Annotated in this window: 13 protein-coding genes; 11 read left to right on the forward strand and 2 right to left on the reverse strand. The window is 34.7% G+C overall.

Going from position 1 to position 17,878, the window contains the following annotated elements:
* Positions 1-211: 211 nt before the first annotated feature.
* The 9 genes from J3U57_RS02800 to J3U57_RS02840 all read left to right on the forward strand — a co-directional run bounded on the left by J3U57_RS02800 (position 212) and on the right by J3U57_RS02840 (position 12,095).
* Positions 212-1,579, forward strand: coding sequence for a sodium-dependent transporter (locus tag J3U57_RS02800; RefSeq protein WP_267333054.1), 1,368 nt, complete (start codon positions 212-214; stop codon positions 1,577-1,579).
* A 297-nt stretch (positions 1,580-1,876) separates the two neighbouring features.
* Positions 1,877-3,751 carry a molecular chaperone HtpG gene (gene htpG, locus J3U57_RS02805; RefSeq protein ID WP_267333055.1) on the forward strand — a complete coding sequence of 625 codons (1,875 nt, stop codon included), beginning with the start codon at positions 1,877-1,879 and terminating at the stop codon, positions 3,749-3,751.
* A 188-nt stretch (positions 3,752-3,939) separates the two neighbouring features.
* Positions 3,940-4,782 carry a BglG family transcription antiterminator LicT gene (gene licT, locus J3U57_RS02810; RefSeq protein ID WP_267333056.1) on the forward strand — a complete coding sequence of 281 codons (843 nt, stop codon included), beginning with the start codon at positions 3,940-3,942 and terminating at the stop codon, positions 4,780-4,782.
* A 187-nt stretch (positions 4,783-4,969) separates the two neighbouring features.
* Positions 4,970-6,859 (forward strand): beta-glucoside-specific PTS transporter subunit IIABC, encoded by a 1,890-nt coding sequence (locus J3U57_RS02815; protein ID WP_267333057.1) that lies wholly within the window; start codon positions 4,970-4,972, stop codon positions 6,857-6,859.
* 3 nt (positions 6,860-6,862) lie between these two features.
* A complete protein-coding gene (locus J3U57_RS02820) occupies positions 6,863-8,254 on the forward strand; it encodes a glycoside hydrolase family 1 protein (protein WP_267343866.1) in 1,392 nt (463 codons plus the stop codon).
* A gap of 108 nt (positions 8,255-8,362) precedes the next feature.
* Positions 8,363-9,163 (forward strand): histidine phosphatase family protein, encoded by an 801-nt coding sequence (locus tag J3U57_RS02825; protein ID WP_267343865.1) that lies wholly within the window; start codon positions 8,363-8,365, stop codon positions 9,161-9,163.
* A gap of 131 nt (positions 9,164-9,294) precedes the next feature.
* Complete coding sequence (locus J3U57_RS02830) at positions 9,295-10,629, forward strand: OprD family outer membrane porin (protein ID WP_267343864.1); 1,335 nt, start codon at positions 9,295-9,297, stop codon at positions 10,627-10,629.
* Positions 10,630-10,654: 25 nt separating this feature from the next.
* Positions 10,655-11,410, forward strand: a complete 756-nt coding sequence (locus tag J3U57_RS02835) for a histidine phosphatase family protein (protein ID WP_267333061.1) — start codon at positions 10,655-10,657, stop codon at positions 11,408-11,410.
* Positions 11,411-11,555: 145 nt separating this feature from the next.
* Entirely contained in the window at positions 11,556-12,095 is a 540-nt protein-coding gene (locus tag J3U57_RS02840) for a methylated-DNA--[protein]-cysteine S-methyltransferase (RefSeq protein WP_267343863.1), read from the forward strand.
* Positions 12,096-12,825: 730 nt separating this feature from the next.
* On the opposite strand, the gene J3U57_RS02845 is transcribed toward J3U57_RS02840, so the two are convergent.
* The gene (locus tag J3U57_RS02845; protein ID WP_267358427.1) at positions 12,826-14,430 is read right to left on the reverse strand and encodes a hypothetical protein; all 1,605 of its coding nucleotides are present in this window, start codon (positions 14,428-14,430) and stop codon (positions 12,826-12,828) included.
* A 472-nt stretch (positions 14,431-14,902) separates the two neighbouring features.
* Between J3U57_RS02845 and J3U57_RS02850 the strand changes: the two genes are divergently transcribed.
* Together J3U57_RS02850 and J3U57_RS02855 are read left to right on the forward strand one after the other, a co-directional pair.
* Entirely contained in the window at positions 14,903-16,003 is a 1,101-nt protein-coding gene (locus J3U57_RS02850) for a hypothetical protein (RefSeq protein WP_267343861.1), read from the forward strand.
* Positions 15,996-16,757, forward strand: a complete 762-nt coding sequence (locus J3U57_RS02855; protein WP_267333065.1) for a DeoR/GlpR family DNA-binding transcription regulator — start codon at positions 15,996-15,998, stop codon at positions 16,755-16,757. Before J3U57_RS02850 ends, J3U57_RS02855 begins: the two co-directional genes overlap by 8 nt.
* Before the next feature lie 37 nt (positions 16,758-16,794).
* Here the strand turns inward: J3U57_RS02855 and J3U57_RS02860 are convergent, their stop codons facing one another.
* The gene (locus J3U57_RS02860; protein WP_267343860.1) at positions 16,795-17,598 is read right to left on the reverse strand and encodes a Cof-type HAD-IIB family hydrolase; all 804 of its coding nucleotides are present in this window, start codon (positions 17,596-17,598) and stop codon (positions 16,795-16,797) included.
* Positions 17,599-17,878 lie beyond the last annotated feature (280 nt).

Here is a 17,878-nt window from a genome sequence, read left to right on the forward strand (position 1 = left end):
TAATATAAAAATTATTCAGTAATAGATGCTAATTTACTAATAACGTCAAGCTAAAATTTTAGACAGATATAGTAAATAAAGTAATGTTTTCTTGTTTATAGCTTGGTTTCATGGCATGATCTAACACTTAATTTTTTTAATAAAAAAGCTTTTTGAGCATTTGTTTACACTAAAATTAAACGTTTAATTAAGAGTAAAGGAAAAGATATTCATGAGTACAGGTACTATGAAGAAAAGTCACTCGCAGTGGAGCTCTCGCATGGGATTTATGCTTGCAGCGGCGGGTTCTGCAGTGGGTTTAGGTAATATTTGGAAATTTCCATATATGGCAGGTGAAATGGGTGGTTCAGCATTTGTACTCACCTATTTACTGTTCATGTTCATGATTGGACTACCAATTTTAGTTTTAGAATGGTTAATTGGTCGCCGCGGGCAAAAAAATCCGATTCATACAATGGAAGATGTCGCCGCTTCTGAGGGACGTTCTAAATCATGGCGTTGGGTTGGTATTATTGGTGTACTTGGCTCATTTTTAATTTTATCTTTTTATAGTGTAATCGGTGGATGGGCTACAGATTATATTGTGCTGGCAGCAGAAGGGACCTTTGAAAACGCAACAGGCGAAATTACCGGACAAATTTTTACTGACTTCCTTGGTAATGTGACTAGTTTACTCACTTGGCATACCGTATTTATGTTTGCAACTGCATTTATTGTTGCCTTAGGTGTCGGAGCAGGTTTAGAGCGTGGCTGTAAAGTGATGATGCCAGGTTTAGGCATTTTACTATTAGTATTAGTAGGTTACGCGGCTTATGCAAGTGGACCGTCTTTTGGTGTAGCTTGTGAATTCTTATTCTCACCTAACTGGTCAGCATTAAACGGCACAGCTATTTTAGCTGCGTTGGGACATGCATTTTTCAGTCTATCATTAGGTATGGGTATTATGATGGCATATGGCTCTTACTTAGGACAGGATGTTAACTTGTTATCAACCGCCCGTACAGTCGTGATATTAGATGTTATTGTGGCTGTTTTATCTGGCTTAGCGATTTTCCCATTAGTTTTTGCCAACAATCTAACACCAGGTTCTGGTCCAGGCTTAATATTTGTTACGTTACCAATTGCATTTGGTAATATGGGTGGTGGTTTAATTTTAGGTATTTTATTCTTTATCTTTTTAACTTTTGCTGCATTAACCTCTTCTATCTCTTTACTTGAGCCAACAGTTGAATTGCTAGAAGAAAAAACACATATGGGCCGTAAAACAGCAACCGCTGTAAGTAGTATTATTATTTGGGCATTAGGTATTGCCTGTATTTTATCGTTCAACAAATGGGCCGATGTAACGCTATTTGGCAAAAATATTTTTGATATTCTTGACTACATAACCAGTAAAATTATGTTGCCGGTCACAGGACTAGGTACGGTTATTTTTGGTGCATGGATGATGAATCAAAAACGCATCCGTCAAGAGCTCAACTTAAATTCATTCTGGACTATTGTTTGGACTTTATTGACACGATTTGTTATTCCAGTAGCAATTATCGCGATTCTTATTTTTGGATTTACACCAGAATAATCATTAGAAAGTTGTTAATCAGCCCTGAATTAATGTCAGGGCTTTTTTGGCAACTTTACAAAAAACCAGCAAACTACCCACTAAATTTGCAAACGTCTATTGAAAACGATTTTTTTATTCCCATATACCAATACAATAATAAATCATATGGTTAAAACAATGTTATTCGATTAACGTTAATACCCTTTTGTATTGATATTTTTTTAAAATAATCGTTAAAGTATATCAATGAGTTAACAATCATTATGGTCGCAATCGTTAATTGAATTTACTTAATAGAGTAAGAGGTACTAGTCAATGAGTAAGCAAGGAACCGAAACACGAGGATTTCAATCCGAAGTTAAACAGATTCTTCATTTAATGATCCACTCTTTATATTCTAATAAAGAGATATTTTTACGTGAACTAATCTCTAATGCATCTGATGCTGCCGATAAACTCCGTTTTAAAGCATTAGAAAACCCAAATCTATACGCCGGTGATGGTGAACTAGGCGTACGTATTTCAACCGATAAAGATGCTGGTACGCTAACAATCTCGGATAACGGTATTGGTATGACTCGTGACGAAGTCATTGAAAATCTTGGCACTATTGCTAAGTCAGGCACCAAAGCATTTTTAGAATCAATTGGTAGCGATCAAGCTAAAGATAGTCAGTTAATTGGCCAATTTGGTGTCGGTTTTTACTCCGCATTTATCGTTGCTGATAAAGTGACCGTTAGAACGCGCGCCGCTACTGCAAATGCAGATGAAGCCGTCATGTGGGAATCAGCCGGAGAAGGTGAATACACTATTTCTGATGATCATAAAGAAACCCGAGGAACTGAAATCACATTACATTTAAAAGACGATGAAAAAGAGTTTTTAGATGACTGGCGTTTACGATCAATTATCAGCAAATATTCTGATCATATTTCTCTTCCGGTTGAAGTACAAACCACAGACGAAGAAAGTAAAGAAGTTAAATGGGAAAAAGTTAATAAAGCTCAAGCGCTTTGGACAAGAAGCAAATCTGAAATAACTGATGAAGAATATAAAGAGTTTTATAAACATATTTCTCACGATTTTGCCGATCCTTTAAGCTGGAGTCATAATCGCGTTGAAGGTAAACAAGAGTATACTAGTTTACTTTATATCCCATCTAAAGCACCTTGGGATATGTGGAATCGTGATAACAAACACGGCTTAAAACTCTATGTTCAACGCGTATTTATTATGGATGATGCGGAACAATTTATGCCTAACTATTTACGTTTTGTGAAGGGATTAATTGATTCAAATGATCTACCACTAAATGTATCGCGTGAAATTCTGCAAGACAATAAAATTACCCAAAGTTTACGTAATGCGTGTACTAAACGTGTATTACAGATGCTTGAAAAATTAGACAAAGACGACAAACAACAGTATCAACAATTCTGGAGTGAGTTTGGTTTAGTATTAAAAGAAGGTACAGGTGAAGACTTTGCTAACCGTGAAGCGATAGCTAAATTATTGCGTTTTGCTACAACCCATAGTGATAGTGATGCACAAACTGTCTCATTAGAAGACTACATTAGCCGCATGCAAGATGGTCAGGAAAAAATTTACTATATTACTGCTGATAGTTATGGCGCAGCAAAAAATAGTCCTCATCTTGAGTTATTCCGTAAAAAAGGTATTGAAGTTTTATTACTTTCTGATCGTATTGATGAATGGATGATGAGCAATTTAACTGAATTTGATGGTAAACAATTCCAATCAATCAGCAAATCAGACGAATCAATCGAAAAATTAGCCGATCAAGATAGTGAAGCACAAAAACAAGTTGAAAAAGAACTTGAACCATTTATTGAGAGAGTCAAAAAAGTATTAGGTGATAAAGTTAAAGAAGTCAAATTAACCCATCGCTTAACGGATACGCCAGCAATTGTGACTACGGCTGCTGATGAAATGACAACACAAATGGCTAAACTCTTTGCCGCAGCAGGACAAAAAGCGCCAGATATAAAATATACTTTCGAGATTAATCCTGATCACAGCTTGGTTAAACGCATTGCCGATACCCAAGATGAAGCTGCATTCAAGGATTGGATTGAATTATTATTAGATCAGTCGCTGCTTGCCGAAAAAGGTTCGCTTAGTGATCCGAGTAAATTTATTCAGACAATGAATAAGTTACTGGCTCAATAATTTTTTTAATCTAATGTTAAAGTGCAAACCCGATATTGACCAATGTATCGGGTTTTTTGTTATTTTTTCCTCAAAAAGCAATAAAATTTTGTTGGAATTATGATAAATATCACACTTTTTGATATTTTAACTTTCCATTTTCGATTAGCTATTCATAATATTTTAACCGATAAATTAAATCCTAAGCTATGAAAGTTCATAAAATACTTAATAATAATGTAGTTATTACGCTTGATGCTAAAGGCAATGAATTAATTGTAACGGGTAGAGGCGTTGGCTTTAAAAAACGTGAAGGTGATTTAATTGATCCAACCCTAATTGAAAAGCAGTTTTCATTAACCAATAAAGAAACTTTGCCCAAATTTGCTGAGTTACTTTCTGAAATTCCAATTGAAGTACTCACCACTTCAGAAATTATTATTCAACATGCCAAGCAATTTATAGAAGGAAAACTACAAGATAGTATTTATATTTCACTCACTGATCATATTCATTTTGCCATAGAGCGTCATAAGCAAGGATTTGACATTCCAAATAGTTTCTTGTGGGAAATAAAAAAACTCTACCCCAAAGAGTTCCAAATGGGGTTATACGCTTTATCGGTAATAAAAGATCGTTTGAATATTGAATTACCCGAAGACGAAGCCGGCTTTATCACTTTTCATATTATTAATGCACAGCTAAATGATACCATGCCAAATATCGTCAAAATGACAAAGATTATGCGGGAAATCCTTAATATTGTAAAATATCATTTCAACTTCGAATATGATGAAGATTGTTTATCTTATCAGCGGTTTGTAACACATTTGAAATTTTTTGCTCATCGAATTTTAAACCAAAGCAAACAAGTACAACAAGATGCTTCACTGTATCAGATAATTCGGCAAAAATATGAGCACGCTTACCTTTGTACCAAACAAATAGACTTACATCTAATTCAACAATATCAGCACCCTCTTACCGATGACGAAAGTTTATATTTAACCATCCACATTGAACGTTTACGTAATGAGCTTAAAACGCAATAATGTGAAATAGATCACATTTTTGTAATGACTTTCAAAAAGTGATATTTACTTTTCACAATTTATGTTAGCCTAACTTCATAATTTTTGGATTGTTATTGCATAATAGAACAATAAATTATGCAAGCAAAACCTAATCACCTTGAACAAAGGTGGTTAGGTTTTTTTTTGCTTTTAATAAGGATAAGGTATGAAAAACAGAGGGCTTGCCGAATCAATTATTCAACACGTTGGTGGAAAAGAGAACATTACCAGTTTAGTTCATTGTGCAACTCGATTACGCTTTGTATTGAAAGATGACAATAAAGCTGATGCCGATATTTTAAAAAAACAAAAAGGTGTAATTACTGTTGTACAAAGCGGTGGGCAATTTCAGGTCGTTATTGGTAACAATGTTGCTGATGTGTTTAACGATATTATGGAATTAACCAAATTAAATGAAATTTCTCAACCAAACAGTTCATCAGGTAAAAAATCGGGCATTTTATCTAAATTAATTGATTTAGTTTCTGGTATATTTATTCCTGCATTAGCTATCATCGTTGCGGGCGGTATTTTAAAAGGCCTCATATCATTATTGCAAGTATTGAATCTTGTTCAGCCTGCGACACCAACCTATAATTTTTTATTTGCGATTGCCGATGCGCCTTTTTACTACTTACCACTAATTTTAGGTTTTTCTGCCGTGAAAAAATTTGGTGGTAATCCTTACGTTGGTATGGCAATTGGCGGCGCTTTAGTCCACCCCAATATAGTCAATATGATGGGGAGTGCTTTAGCCCTTAAAACGGAATTCTTCTCTATTCCGATAAACCTTATTCCCTATGCATCTTCTGTCTTTCCAATCATCTTAGCGAGTTGGTTTTATTGCTTATTAGAAAGAAGCTTTAATAAAATATTACATGACTCGTTTAAAAAGTTTATTTCGCCCCTGCTTGGGTTACTAATTACTGTGCCATTAACTTTTGCAGTTATTGGTCCTGTGGTCTCATTTTTAAGCGATATTGTAGCTGCTGGTATTATTTATGTATATCAACTCAACTCAATTATTGCCTCAATGATTTTAGCTGCAGTTTGGCAAGTGATGGTTATTTTTGGTATTCATTGGGGGTTAGTCCCGTTTGCCATGAATAACTTATCTATCAGTGGCGAAGATTTTATGCTACCAATTTTATTCCCAGCGGTTTTTGCACAAGTGGGGGCTGTTTTGGCGGTGATGCTAAGAGCAAAAGATCCACAATTTAAAGCATTGGCCAGTTCATCCGTTTTATCGGGCATTTTTGGGGTAACAGAACCCGCTATTTATGGTGTTAATTTACCGTTAAAAAGACCCTTTGTGATTGGCTGTCTAGCCGCTACAGTTGGTGGCGGTATTGTGGGTTACTTCCATACGGTAATTTACTCATTTAGTTTTATTAGTATCTTTTCATTTTTACAATTAATTCCAGCTGAAGGTATCGATGAAAGATTTTATGCGGTCGTTGTGGGTTGTTTAATCTCATTTATGCTTGCCTTGATTGCTACTTATCTTTTTGGAATTGCGAAAGATAAACGCGATGTAATCGGACAAAACGAACAACAAACTGAAAAACAACATGATAAAGTTAATGACAGCAGCGTTACCTTATTTAGCCCAATGACAGGTGAGTTAATTGCTTTAAATAAAGTTAATGACCCTACTTTTGCCAATGAACTAATGGGAAAAGGTGTAGCGATAATACCAACAATTGGTCAAGCTGTTGCACCCGATGATGGTGAAGTGGTCTCACTATTTAGAACTAAACACGCGATTGGATTACAAACTGATTCAGGTGCTGAAATTTTAATTCATATTGGTATTGATACTGTTAAATTAGAGGGTCAATACTTTGAAGCTCACGTACAAGCTGGCAGTAAAGTCAAGAAAGGTGATCTACTTGTTAGCTTTGATATAGATGCTATTAAACAAGCTGGATTTGAAGTCACTACACCAATTATCGTTACAAATACAGATAATTATCAAGATATTCAATGTATTTTTAAACAAGATAATATTCAAATTGGTGATGCATTATTGGCATTATCGACAAATAAGGAGTAAAACATGTCAACAAAATTTCCTGATGATTTTTTATGGGGCGGTGCGATTGCCGCCAATCAAGTAGAAGGGGCATTTCGTGAAGATGGCAAAGGGCTATCGACTTCGGACTGTACACCTAATGGACTATTTGGTGATATTGTTGATCGTAATGAACATAACATTACTAGTATTAAAGATCGAGCAATCGATTTTTATCACCGCTATCCGGAAGATGTTGCACTATTTGCACAAATGGGTTTTACCTGTTTACGCACATCTATTGCATGGACTAGGATCTTTCCAAATGGCGATGAAACTCAACCTAATGAGGCTGGGCTTGCTTTTTACGATAAGCTATTTGATGAAATGATAAAACACAATATCAAACCATTAGTTACTTTATCTCATTACGAAATGCCTTACCACTTAGTTACGCAATATGGCGGCTGGGCAAACCGTAAAGTGATCGACTTTTTTACCCATTATGCTAAAACGGTTTTTGAACGCTATAAAAATAAAGTAAAACTATGGTTAACCTTTAATGAAATCAACATGTCATTACACGAACCGTTTACTGGTGTTGGGCTTGCTCGCAATAGCAGTAAAGCACAAATTTACCAAGCGATTCACCATCAACTTGTCGCAAGTAGCCGAGCAGTAAAACTATGCCACAACATGATTCCTGATGCAAAAATCGGTAATATGCTATTGGGTGCTGTTGCCTACCCACTTACACCAAAACCAGAAGATGTATGGGCTACTCATCAAGAAAATCATGGTTGGTTATTTTTTGGTGATGTACAAGTGCGTGGATACTATCCAACCTATATGCACCGATTTTTTAAAGAGAACAATATTAAACTAACAATAACAGAGCAAGATCATGAAGATCTTAAAGAAACGATCGATTTTGTTTCATTTAGTTATTATATGAGTTGCTGCGCAACAGCGGATGAATCACAAAAAACGAAAGGTAACATTTTAGATATGGTGCCAAATCCTTATCTAAAAGCTTCTGAATGGGGATGGCAAATCGATCCTATTGGTATTCGTTATTTACTTAATATGCTTTATGAACGTTATCAAAAACCGCTATTTATTGTCGAAAATGGTTTAGGTGCTAAAGATAAACTTGAGGATAACGGCACTGTCAACGACGACTATCGAATTAATTATATGAATGATCACCTTGTGCAAATTCGAGAAGCAATCAATGATGGTGTGCAAGTCATGGGATACACGAGTTGGGGACCCATTGATCTTATCAGTGCCTCAAAAGCAGAAGTAACCAAACGTTATGGTTTTATTTATGTCGATCTTAATCAAGATGGTTCCGGTAGCTTAACGCGTTACAAAAAGAAAAGTTTTTATTGGTATCAATCTGTCATCGCCTCAAATGGTGAAACATTAAAATAAACGATAAAGTGACTAGTCTATCATTGACTAATTGCGAGTAAAAAAGTAGTTAATTATTGTGTCAAGGCAGAACGGTTAGCTACTTTACTAAAAAGTTAGAACTAGAATATGAAAAAAATAATCATAAAAGCACTCGTTACCGTAAATTTGATCGCATCGAGCCTATTAATCACGAGTTGTGCTCAATTATCATCTAATACATCACAAGACGCTATCACCATCTATTTTGCTCGTCATGGAAAAACACTTTTCAATAGTTATGATTTGGTTCAAGGATGGGCTGACTCGCCTTTAACTGAACAAGGTATTGAAGTTGCTCGCTATTTAGGTGAAGGCCTTAAAGATATTAAATTTGATGCTTACTATACCAGTGATGCAGGTCGCCAGCGCGAAACGATGCAGGTATTGCTAGCACAAAAAGGGATAAAAGATTATAAAATACAAGAACTAAAAGGTTTACGTGAAGTATTTTATGGTGGTTTTGAAGGTGGGCCGAATGCCAAAATGGTTAACGCCAGTATGGATTCTTTGGGTTATAAATCAGTCGAAAGTTTTTATAAAAGCTATAAAGAAGGTGAGATTTCTGTCGCCGCATTGACGAATGCTATTGCCAAAGCTGATCCTAAACATCAAGCCGAAGATTATCAACAAGTTAAACAGCGTACACAAGCAGCGCTAAAGACTATCGTTAATAATGCAATTAAATATCACCAAAAAAATGTATTAGCGATTTCATCTGGAATGTCGATGCAAGTAATGATCTCTGATCTTACTGACAACAGCAATAAAAATAAACCATTATCGAATGCAACAGTCGTTAAAATTGTTTACAAAAACGGCCAATACAACGTGGTTGAAATAGGCAACATGCATTATGTTGAAAACGGAAAATCTACCTTAAAAAATTAGACAGACAAAAAATTGAGCAGACTGGATTGTTACTGCCAAGGCAGGCAAAACCTAAATGTTTAGTAAAAAATAAAAATTTATAAATATTAATTATTTTGAACTTTGAATATAAACACTTTAGGAATTTAGGAATGAAATTAAAATCCCTCACTGTTATACTTTTTAGCTTGACGAGTAGTCTTGTAGTAGCTAATGAATCGACATCAAAATATGAGCCTAAATCAATAGCTGATAATGCTTTTTTTAAAGATACCAAAATCGTGCTATCAACCAAAAACTATTGGAAGTATTTAAAAGAAGAAGCCGAAAATCCAAAAACAGTTCACAATGCATGGGGGCATGGCGTTGCAGTAAGTTATCAATCCGGTTATTTGGCTGATTTTATTAGTTTAAATGCTGATTTTTATCGAGCATTTCGTTTAGCTGCCAGTGATCACTTTGCAAGTCGAGGGGTACTTTACAATAAAGGCAATAAAGCCAAAAGTAGCAATGCCGGTGGCTACACTAAAATAGGCCAACGTTATGTCAAATTAAAAACGAAAGTAGCTGATGTTAATCTTAATGGTAATATTGGCTGGCATACAATGAAAAACTTTGGGGTTATTTCTAATACTACTCGCCTATCGCCAACAACTTATCAAGGCTATAGCGCAACATTAAATTACGATGAAGTGACATTAAAAGGGGCTTATATAACGCATTCAATTTCTCGTGACTCTCCCGATAAAAAACAGTTTAAAAGTCGTGATGGCAAACATACTATTGATTATATTGCCACAGGCGATATTTCACTAAAAAATAAATTTTACAGCGCTGAATATGCCATTGGTGAAAGTAAAGACTATTTACGCCGTCAAATCTTTTTAGGTAGCATTAAACCAATCGATAAGTTAACAATTGGCACCCAACTATATTTTACCAAATCGCTAAATAATTATAAAAAAATGGCACTGAGCAAACGTTATTTTGATAAACATGCCAATCACTATGCCGCTGATGTCAAATGGCAAGATGATAAGTGGGGAGCTAAAATTGGCATTGCCTATACTGATGCTAAAAAAGGTCAAGGGCAGTTAGGCTATTATCATCGCCATATGTCTAGCCATTCACGCGGTACATTTATGTCTATGACGCAAGCAGGCGAAGATTATTTACGACATGGCGAACGAGCATTATCAACTATCATTGATTATAAGCTATATCCCGATTTAACGCTTGGTTTAACTGCCAATTATGGGGAGTTTAAATTCAGGCACACAACCGTACGCTCAAGCGAATTTAACTTGTTCACCAGCTGGATCCCGACCAATAATAGTTTAAAAGGGCTAACCCTTTGGGGAATGGTTGGACCTGGATGGTCTTATAAACATAAAAATCGCACACCCATTTTACGAAATGGTAAATCGCAAACTGCACCGTTCTTAGGTGCTGAATTTATTGCAGAATACCGTTTTAACTTATTATGAATCAGAACAAGATGAGGTACTTTTTATGAAAACATTAATAAAATCTTCAAGTTTGTTATTGGTATTTCTTTTTACGATAACAAATGCTTTCGCTCAAGATGTCTATCTTTATGTTACTCGACATGGTAAAACCATGTTCAATAATGTACATCGTGTTCAGGGGTGGTCTGATACCCCATTAACCAAACCTGGTATTGACGTTGCTCAGCAACTTGGTCGAGGGTTAAAAGATGTTGATTTTATTTCGGTCTATTCTAGTGATTTAGGACGAGCAAGGCAAACCGCACGTATCATTCTCGAAACAAAAGGTGTGCCAGTGCAAATAAACGAAATGGAAGGATTACGGGAAAATTGCTTTGGCGAATATGAAGGTGATCTTGATCCTAATATGTGGAATCCGGCAGCAAAACATTTAGGTTACGCATCTGATAAAGATCTTATGGACGATTTAGCAAAAGGTAAAGTAACACTTAAAAAAATGATCGATGCGATTGCTGCAGTTGAAAAATCAGGTGAAGCAGAAGACTATAATAAAGTAAAAACTCGCATGCAAGAATCATTAAAAATGATTGCAGAATCAGCCAAAGCACAAGGTGGCGGTAACGTTTTAGTCGTATCGCATGGTTTGGCAATTATGGCAATGGTTGAAGAGCTGTTAGATAAACCGATAACCGCAGGTTTAGGTAATGCAAGTGTAACTAAAATTCGTTATACCGATGATGGCAAATTTATTGTTGAAAGTTTAGGTGATATGAGTTATGTCGAAAAAGGCAAACAATAATATCTAACAGTTAAAAGATGCCCCCTCAACATTGGGGCATCTTTAACTCAGGATACTTTTTGCAATTAAAAAAATGATAGAATTTGTTACAATAAACCTGCACAATTAATCAATTATTTCAAGTGATAACATTAAAAAGGTCAGCATGTTTTATCTATCTCAATACCAATCACCTATGGGCTCAATCAGTCTAGCAAGTCAACAAAATAAATTAGTTGGCGTTTGGATTGAAGGACAAAAATATTTCGGTACCATTCTCAAAGCAGAAAAACAATATCATGCAAACCTACCCATCTTTAATCAGACAAAAAAATGGCTTGATGATTATTTTGCAGGGAAAAAACCTAACATTAAGCAACTTGAACTCGCGCCACAAGGTACCCCTTTTCAACACTTAGTCTGGCAAATTTTGTGTCAGATCCCTTACGGGCAAGTAATCACCTATGGCAATATAGCCAAACAAATTGCACTACAAACAAATAAGGCTAGCATGTCAAGCCAAGCCGTTGGCGGTGCGGTTGGCCATAACCCTATATCCATTATTATCCCCTGTCATCGAGTTGTTGGTGCCAATGGTAATTTAACCGGTTATGCTGGTGGCATAGATAAAAAAATTAAACTACTTGAAATAGAAGGCTTAGATATGACACAATTTTTTACTCCCCGTAAAGGTACAGCACTTTAAAAGTTAAAATAATAATCGACTAAAAGTAAATCAGATGACTACACTGATCCATTTTTAATGGTTGAAAAAATAACCGTTATCTAGCAAATTATCATTCATTTATCGTGGTGATTGCTTAAAGATTATGGTGTTTTTTAAGCGCTTTGCTGTTAGACATTGCCTTGATTTATTTTGGTAAACGCTGAACTAAAAATCCCACTTACAGATTAAAAAATCAGCATAAATATTTTATTATTTATCAATACGCTACTTTTATCATACATAACTTAATGAACAACATGACTATATAACCTACAGTTTAAATTTACCTAGTCGTTTAACTGGTTAAATATGTAAGATTTATTGGTAAATAGATGGCTGTAATTCACTTAACTCAAGTCGTTTTTATGAAAATGATAAAAAGTTAGCGATTAATTCCAATATAAATTTAAGTGAATTAAGTTAAAAAATTTATCTGTTTAGCACAGTTATCTATAATTATTATTTACGCTCAACTGAAGTATCTTTTAACTGTTGCTAAGTTATCAATAAAGCACCGTTATCTGTTTATTTTTTATGCATTCATTTTAAAAAATTTTGCTTGTCGCTTAGCGACAAGACAAAATTTTGTTTTCTCTCTAATAATATAATCATCACAATGCGTTTTTTCTTACCCTTGTAAGTTGCATAGCCCATTAGTAGATGGCACTAACCATCATAATACGATCAAATATACCATTGTAAAAATTATTTAGCCTTTACAGGCAACTAAATGTTGATAAGTAACAGAATAAGTATTTACATTACCTGCTCTTGCATCAGCAACAAACATATAACTACCAGTAAGATGAACACTAGATGTCCAATAGAATGCTTTTCCATCCAAAGCTTGTACAAAGTTACCCCATTGCGAATCCGGATAAGCAGCAAAATTTGTAAATCCCCATTCTGGGAACACGCCTTGTCCTATCGCCCGTGTAAAGGTGTTCATACTGGTATCCCAATCAACATTAGGCGCTATATTATTTTGTGGTGAATTAGTAAACACTGAAATAGCCGGTATATTTTGGATGCCACCACATCGATTTTTTGCACTCTCAAAATCCATATAATTACTACCTTGTGGAATTATCCAAATACTTGTTGGATTAAAGGTATAAGTAAAAACTTTGGAGTTATCTCTTTTGGTGACAATACTTACTGTTACATTACCAGTCGGTTTATCTTTGATTTTAACAAATCCTTGCGGATCAACCGAAACCTGCCCACCAGGGTTAGCTATGATACTATAACTATAATCAGTTTGTGCACCTGACATAACTAACTGAAACTTAGCGCCAGGAAAACCAGTTGTTGGAAACGTCGCTTTCGATACAGTAGGATTGACCTTAAATCCCATATCTGGAACATAATCTGCCGTAAAACCACCACCGTGAATCGGATGACGACTGGTACGATTAACATCATTCCAAGCTTCACCACTGCCATCGGCATTATAACTAATCCATTGATTAGATTTGTTAACAATTGTTGCATTAGGTTTAGCATAACAAAGTAGAGGTTTAGAAGAAATTTGATAACGTTTTACTATTGGCACATAATCACTTTCCCTCGGCATGCCATATTTAGAATAGGTCTTTACTTGTGTTGTTATTTCAAGCGTTAATGGCATCGGATAACCACTTCCGCACCCCATTGTTTTACTAATATCTGTAATTAATTTTCCATTACCGTCATACCACTGTTTACTGGTAAATGAGAGTAAAAACGGCTTTGATGTATCTATCCCATCACCATCTTTATCCGCATAATTTAATGTGTTATCCAATGAATTATAGTAAAAATTCTTAACGATAAAATCAGCAGGGCTTAACTCACCACTAAATTCCTTAATTACATCACCCTTGATATTGTTGCTTGCTTCACTGTAAAAAACACCATTAACCGTAAATCCTTGCTTATTCGCTGCCAAATCGATATTTATCACTTCCGGCGCACTACCTTCTATCGCTTTCGCTGTCGTTGTACTTAATGCTTGAGCGGTATGAGTCGGCAATAAAACAAAAAATATCAATAAAGAACATTGCGCTAATGTCGATTGAATTAATTTAAAATAAACTTTTACATATGAATTATTTAACGAAATAATGCTCGAAAAGTGTTTAAGGAAATATAAAAATTTTAAAAATGTGAAAAAAGAGATAAAAGACGATAAGTGCGAGGATAATCCACTGACGCGATGACTTGTTGTAACTAGACTATCTAATAATGCCCGATGCCCGATGCCCGATGCCCGATGCCCGATGCCCGATGCCCGATGCCCGATGCCCGATGCCCGATGCCCGATTAAGACCACATTTTAACATATTTTTACCAATCCTTGTAGTGAATATCTAAATTTTTTCTTTAAAATTCATATGATTGAGTTTAATTTAATCATCAATTAATTTTGCTCTAAACCTTTAGTACCAATTTATACTAAAGTACTTTTAGCGTAATATATTAGAATAGTTAATTGAGTTTGTAATGAGCTTTTCAGTAAAGAATTGTTAAGTTATCACTCAAATAAAGTGACATTTGTCTTTACACTAGACGTTTAATTTTAATACTATCTTTGATAGATTCAGAGATAACATAATAAAAAAATTTAAAAAAATGATTTTAAGTTGAAATATAGATAAATTCATTTAGTTTATACCCTTTTGCATAAAAGCAGATTTACATTACAATTATTAAATTAGATTGTAATATGTTGATGAAAACGTCTTCCTTAATAACCCTATTATAAGGAATGTTACATAATCAACATTATTTAAGAGATAAAAAGCATGAAAAAAATAATATTACTTTTATTATTGATGGTATCTTCACCGGCATTTAGCACTATCTATGTTTATAAAGGTAATATAGCAGATAAACAAATGACTTTATATCTAAAGCCGATAAGTCAAGCTTTTTGGGTTTATGATGATGATCCTAAACAGATACAACATAAATTAAACTATGGATGTGAATTAAATAATTCCTGCTCACAGTTAACTCATCAAACCAATTTAGAACTTTATGATGCACACGATCTCTATATCGATCCTGACAATCAACAAATAAAAGCCAAAAAACAAAGTCATTATTTTATCTTTAATGATATTCATCTAACACAAAATCAAGAAACAACATTGTTAGATCAAACATTAGAGGGTTATTGGTTTAATGGCAGTAATAATCAACACTATCCGGTAAAACTTTCTCAACAATTAGTGATAGATAAAGACAGTAATACGCAATTTACTAATGTTGAATTATTACAATTAGCGTCAACTGATCATCACTATTTTACTGCCGTCTTTTCTAAACAAAAAATGGATAAAATTAAGTTAGTTGGCATTAATGTTTATGCGAAAAATAACCATCAGTTATTACAAAAAATCAAAAATTTAAACTATAGTGATAATGGTTTTATGAGCATCGACTTACAAGATATCAATTTTGATGGAATACTTGATTTAGCTATTAAAAAATACCGTTCAAGGCAAGGTGATAACTTGGATTATTATATTAATGATAAGGGAGCATTTACACCAACCCATTTATGGGGGAGTAATATAGAGTTTAATCCCAAAGACAAATCCGCCATAGGTAGCAAAGATTGTTATGACCTGGATGATAAACAACAAAGGGTCCAGACTAAAATAGAAAGTGTTTATCAATACAAAAACTATCAATATATTTTTGTAAAAAATCGTTGTCAAATCATTAATATTGACAACAAAACCCAACGAAATTGTTTAGATGCCGAATATAATGCCTGTTTACTAAACCGCAATAATATTAATCGTGAAAATCCAAATGTAATTGGTGAAGATAATATACTGTACAAGAATATGGCGTGGGATAAAGGTAAATTAATTGATGGAGTGATAGATGATTGATTATGATGCTTTTCCTGAGCAACGACAATCTTATATTCAGCAGCTGTTACAAGACAAAGGTCGAGTAGTCAATGCCGATTTAATTAAATTACTTGGTGTATCAGAACATACAATTCGCCGCGATTTACAAAAACTTGCACGTAATGGTATCTGCAAACGTGTTTATGGTGGTGCGGTCAGCCAATTAAAACAATCTGCAAGCTTTGAAACCAGAATGACACAAAGCGTTAGTGAAAAGTCATCGGTTGCTAAACGATGCGCTCAACTCATCAAAGCCAATTCTTGTATTTTTATTGACGCAGGTTCAACCTATTTGACAATGGCAAGTTATATTCCTACAAATATTGAGTTAACTATTGTGACAAATTCCCCCCAAATCGCTTCATTACTTAGTAGTCGAACTCAGGGAGAGCTTATTTTACTTGGTGGAAAAGTAAATCCACAAACCGGCAGCACTCTGGGTGCAGATACGGTAAATCAGATCCGTAACATGGTCTTTGATCAAACATTTATCGGCGTGTGTGGACTTGATCCACAAGCTGGATTAAGTGCTGTTTATTATGAAGATGCTTGTTTTAAAAAAGAGGTAATTGCCCAAAGTAATGAAGTTGTCGCCGCTGTAATAGCCGATAAAATGTTACAAATAGCTCGTTATAAAGTGGCAAAGTGTGAAGATCTCGATATCATTGTCGTCAGTCGAGAAACTAAAATTGAAGGTTTTGAGCAGGTTGATTTACAAATAGAGGTCGCCTAATAGATTCGCTCTAAGGTCGACCAAATCTCTTTTTTAGCTATTTTGCTTGTAGATTTAATAGCAATTGAATTGTTTTTAGAACAGCACTGTCAGTATTATAGCCCGTTATAAAATTTGCCTTTGCTTTCGTTTCTTCAAATGCATTACGCATGGCAAAACTATATTCCGCTTGTTCTAACAATTCAATATCGTTATAACCATCACCGAATGCCATAGTTTCGTGTGTAGTTACATTAAGCATTTGTTGTAATTTCTTGATAGTTGTACCTTTATGTACATCATAATCGGTAATATCAATCCAATTTGCTTCTGATACAACAATATAGACATTATCCTCATAAGGGGTTAAATGCATACGCGTTTGAGGGCATTGACCTGTTTCATCATAGACCGTGATTTTAATAAAATCATCAGAAATTGAACTCAGTTCATCAACTTCGATAATGGAAGCATAAGAACCACGAACTTTTTGTTTTAATCTTGCTGGTAAATCCGATCGAATCACTGCCCCTTTTGCTGTACAGGCAATGATGACATGATCGGTGCTGGCTTGTTCCAATGTTTTGATAATACGTTGTCCTAAATCATTGGCTAAAAAGGAACGATAGACAAATTCTCCATTAAATTTAATCGCTGTAGCACTGTCGCCAACGATCCAAATATGTTGACTATAATCGCCAAAGAGTTCCTCGACCCGCTCACACTGTTTACCTGTACACGCAACAAAATGGACATTCTCATTTGCCATTTGCTTATACACTTTAGCAAACAGTTGGCGATCATAATCACCTTGTTCGTTTAAAAAAGTCCCGTCTAAATCACTGATAATTAATTTAATCATATATTTTTCCTTTCATGCTAATAATAAAGATTTTATCAATATGATTTAGTATGATGCTTTGTGATGGATTTAGCAAGATTAAATAACACTTTTGCTTTGAGATTTATCAAAACACACTCAAACAAGTCTTTTACAAAATGATTAATAAATTCAAGATTAATTACTAAGATGCTGAGCATTAATAAACAACGAAGAATGTCATAAAAGTTAGTGAAAATCCAATTATCACCCGCCATATAAAAAGCATCAACATCGAGCATCAACAACCAATAAAATAGCT

It is taken from the genome of Gilliamella sp. B3464 (genome assembly GCF_026536145.1).
Lineage (GTDB): Bacteria > Pseudomonadota > Gammaproteobacteria > Enterobacterales > Orbaceae > Gilliamella.

Bases quoted from the DNA above. Each gene is read 5' to 3' on its own strand.
- J3U57_RS02835 (WP_267333061.1), top strand. From the start codon at position 10,655: ATGAAAACATTAATAAAATCTTCAAGTTTGTTATTGGTATTTCTTTTT.
- J3U57_RS02860 (WP_267343860.1), bottom strand. From the start codon at position 17,598: ATGATTAAATTAATTATCAGTGATTTAGACGGGACTTTTTTAAACGAA.
- J3U57_RS02820 (WP_267343866.1), top strand. From the start codon at position 6,863: ATGTCAACAAAATTTCCTGATGATTTTTTATGGGGCGGTGCGATTGCC.
- J3U57_RS02825 (WP_267343865.1), top strand. From the start codon at position 8,363: ATGAAAAAAATAATCATAAAAGCACTCGTTACCGTAAATTTGATCGCA.
- J3U57_RS02850 (WP_267343861.1), top strand. From the start codon at position 14,903: ATGAAAAAAATAATATTACTTTTATTATTGATGGTATCTTCACCGGCA.
- J3U57_RS02815 (WP_267333057.1), top strand. From the start codon at position 4,970: ATGAAAAACAGAGGGCTTGCCGAATCAATTATTCAACACGTTGGTGGA.
- J3U57_RS02830 (WP_267343864.1), top strand. From the start codon at position 9,295: ATGAAATTAAAATCCCTCACTGTTATACTTTTTAGCTTGACGAGTAGT.
- htpG (WP_267333055.1), top strand. From the start codon at position 1,877: ATGAGTAAGCAAGGAACCGAAACACGAGGATTTCAATCCGAAGTTAAA.
- J3U57_RS02800 (WP_267333054.1), top strand. From the start codon at position 212: ATGAGTACAGGTACTATGAAGAAAAGTCACTCGCAGTGGAGCTCTCGC.
- J3U57_RS02840 (WP_267343863.1), top strand. From the start codon at position 11,556: ATGTTTTATCTATCTCAATACCAATCACCTATGGGCTCAATCAGTCTA.
- licT (WP_267333056.1), top strand. From the start codon at position 3,940: ATGAAAGTTCATAAAATACTTAATAATAATGTAGTTATTACGCTTGAT.
- J3U57_RS02855 (WP_267333065.1), top strand. From the start codon at position 15,996: ATGATTGATTATGATGCTTTTCCTGAGCAACGACAATCTTATATTCAG.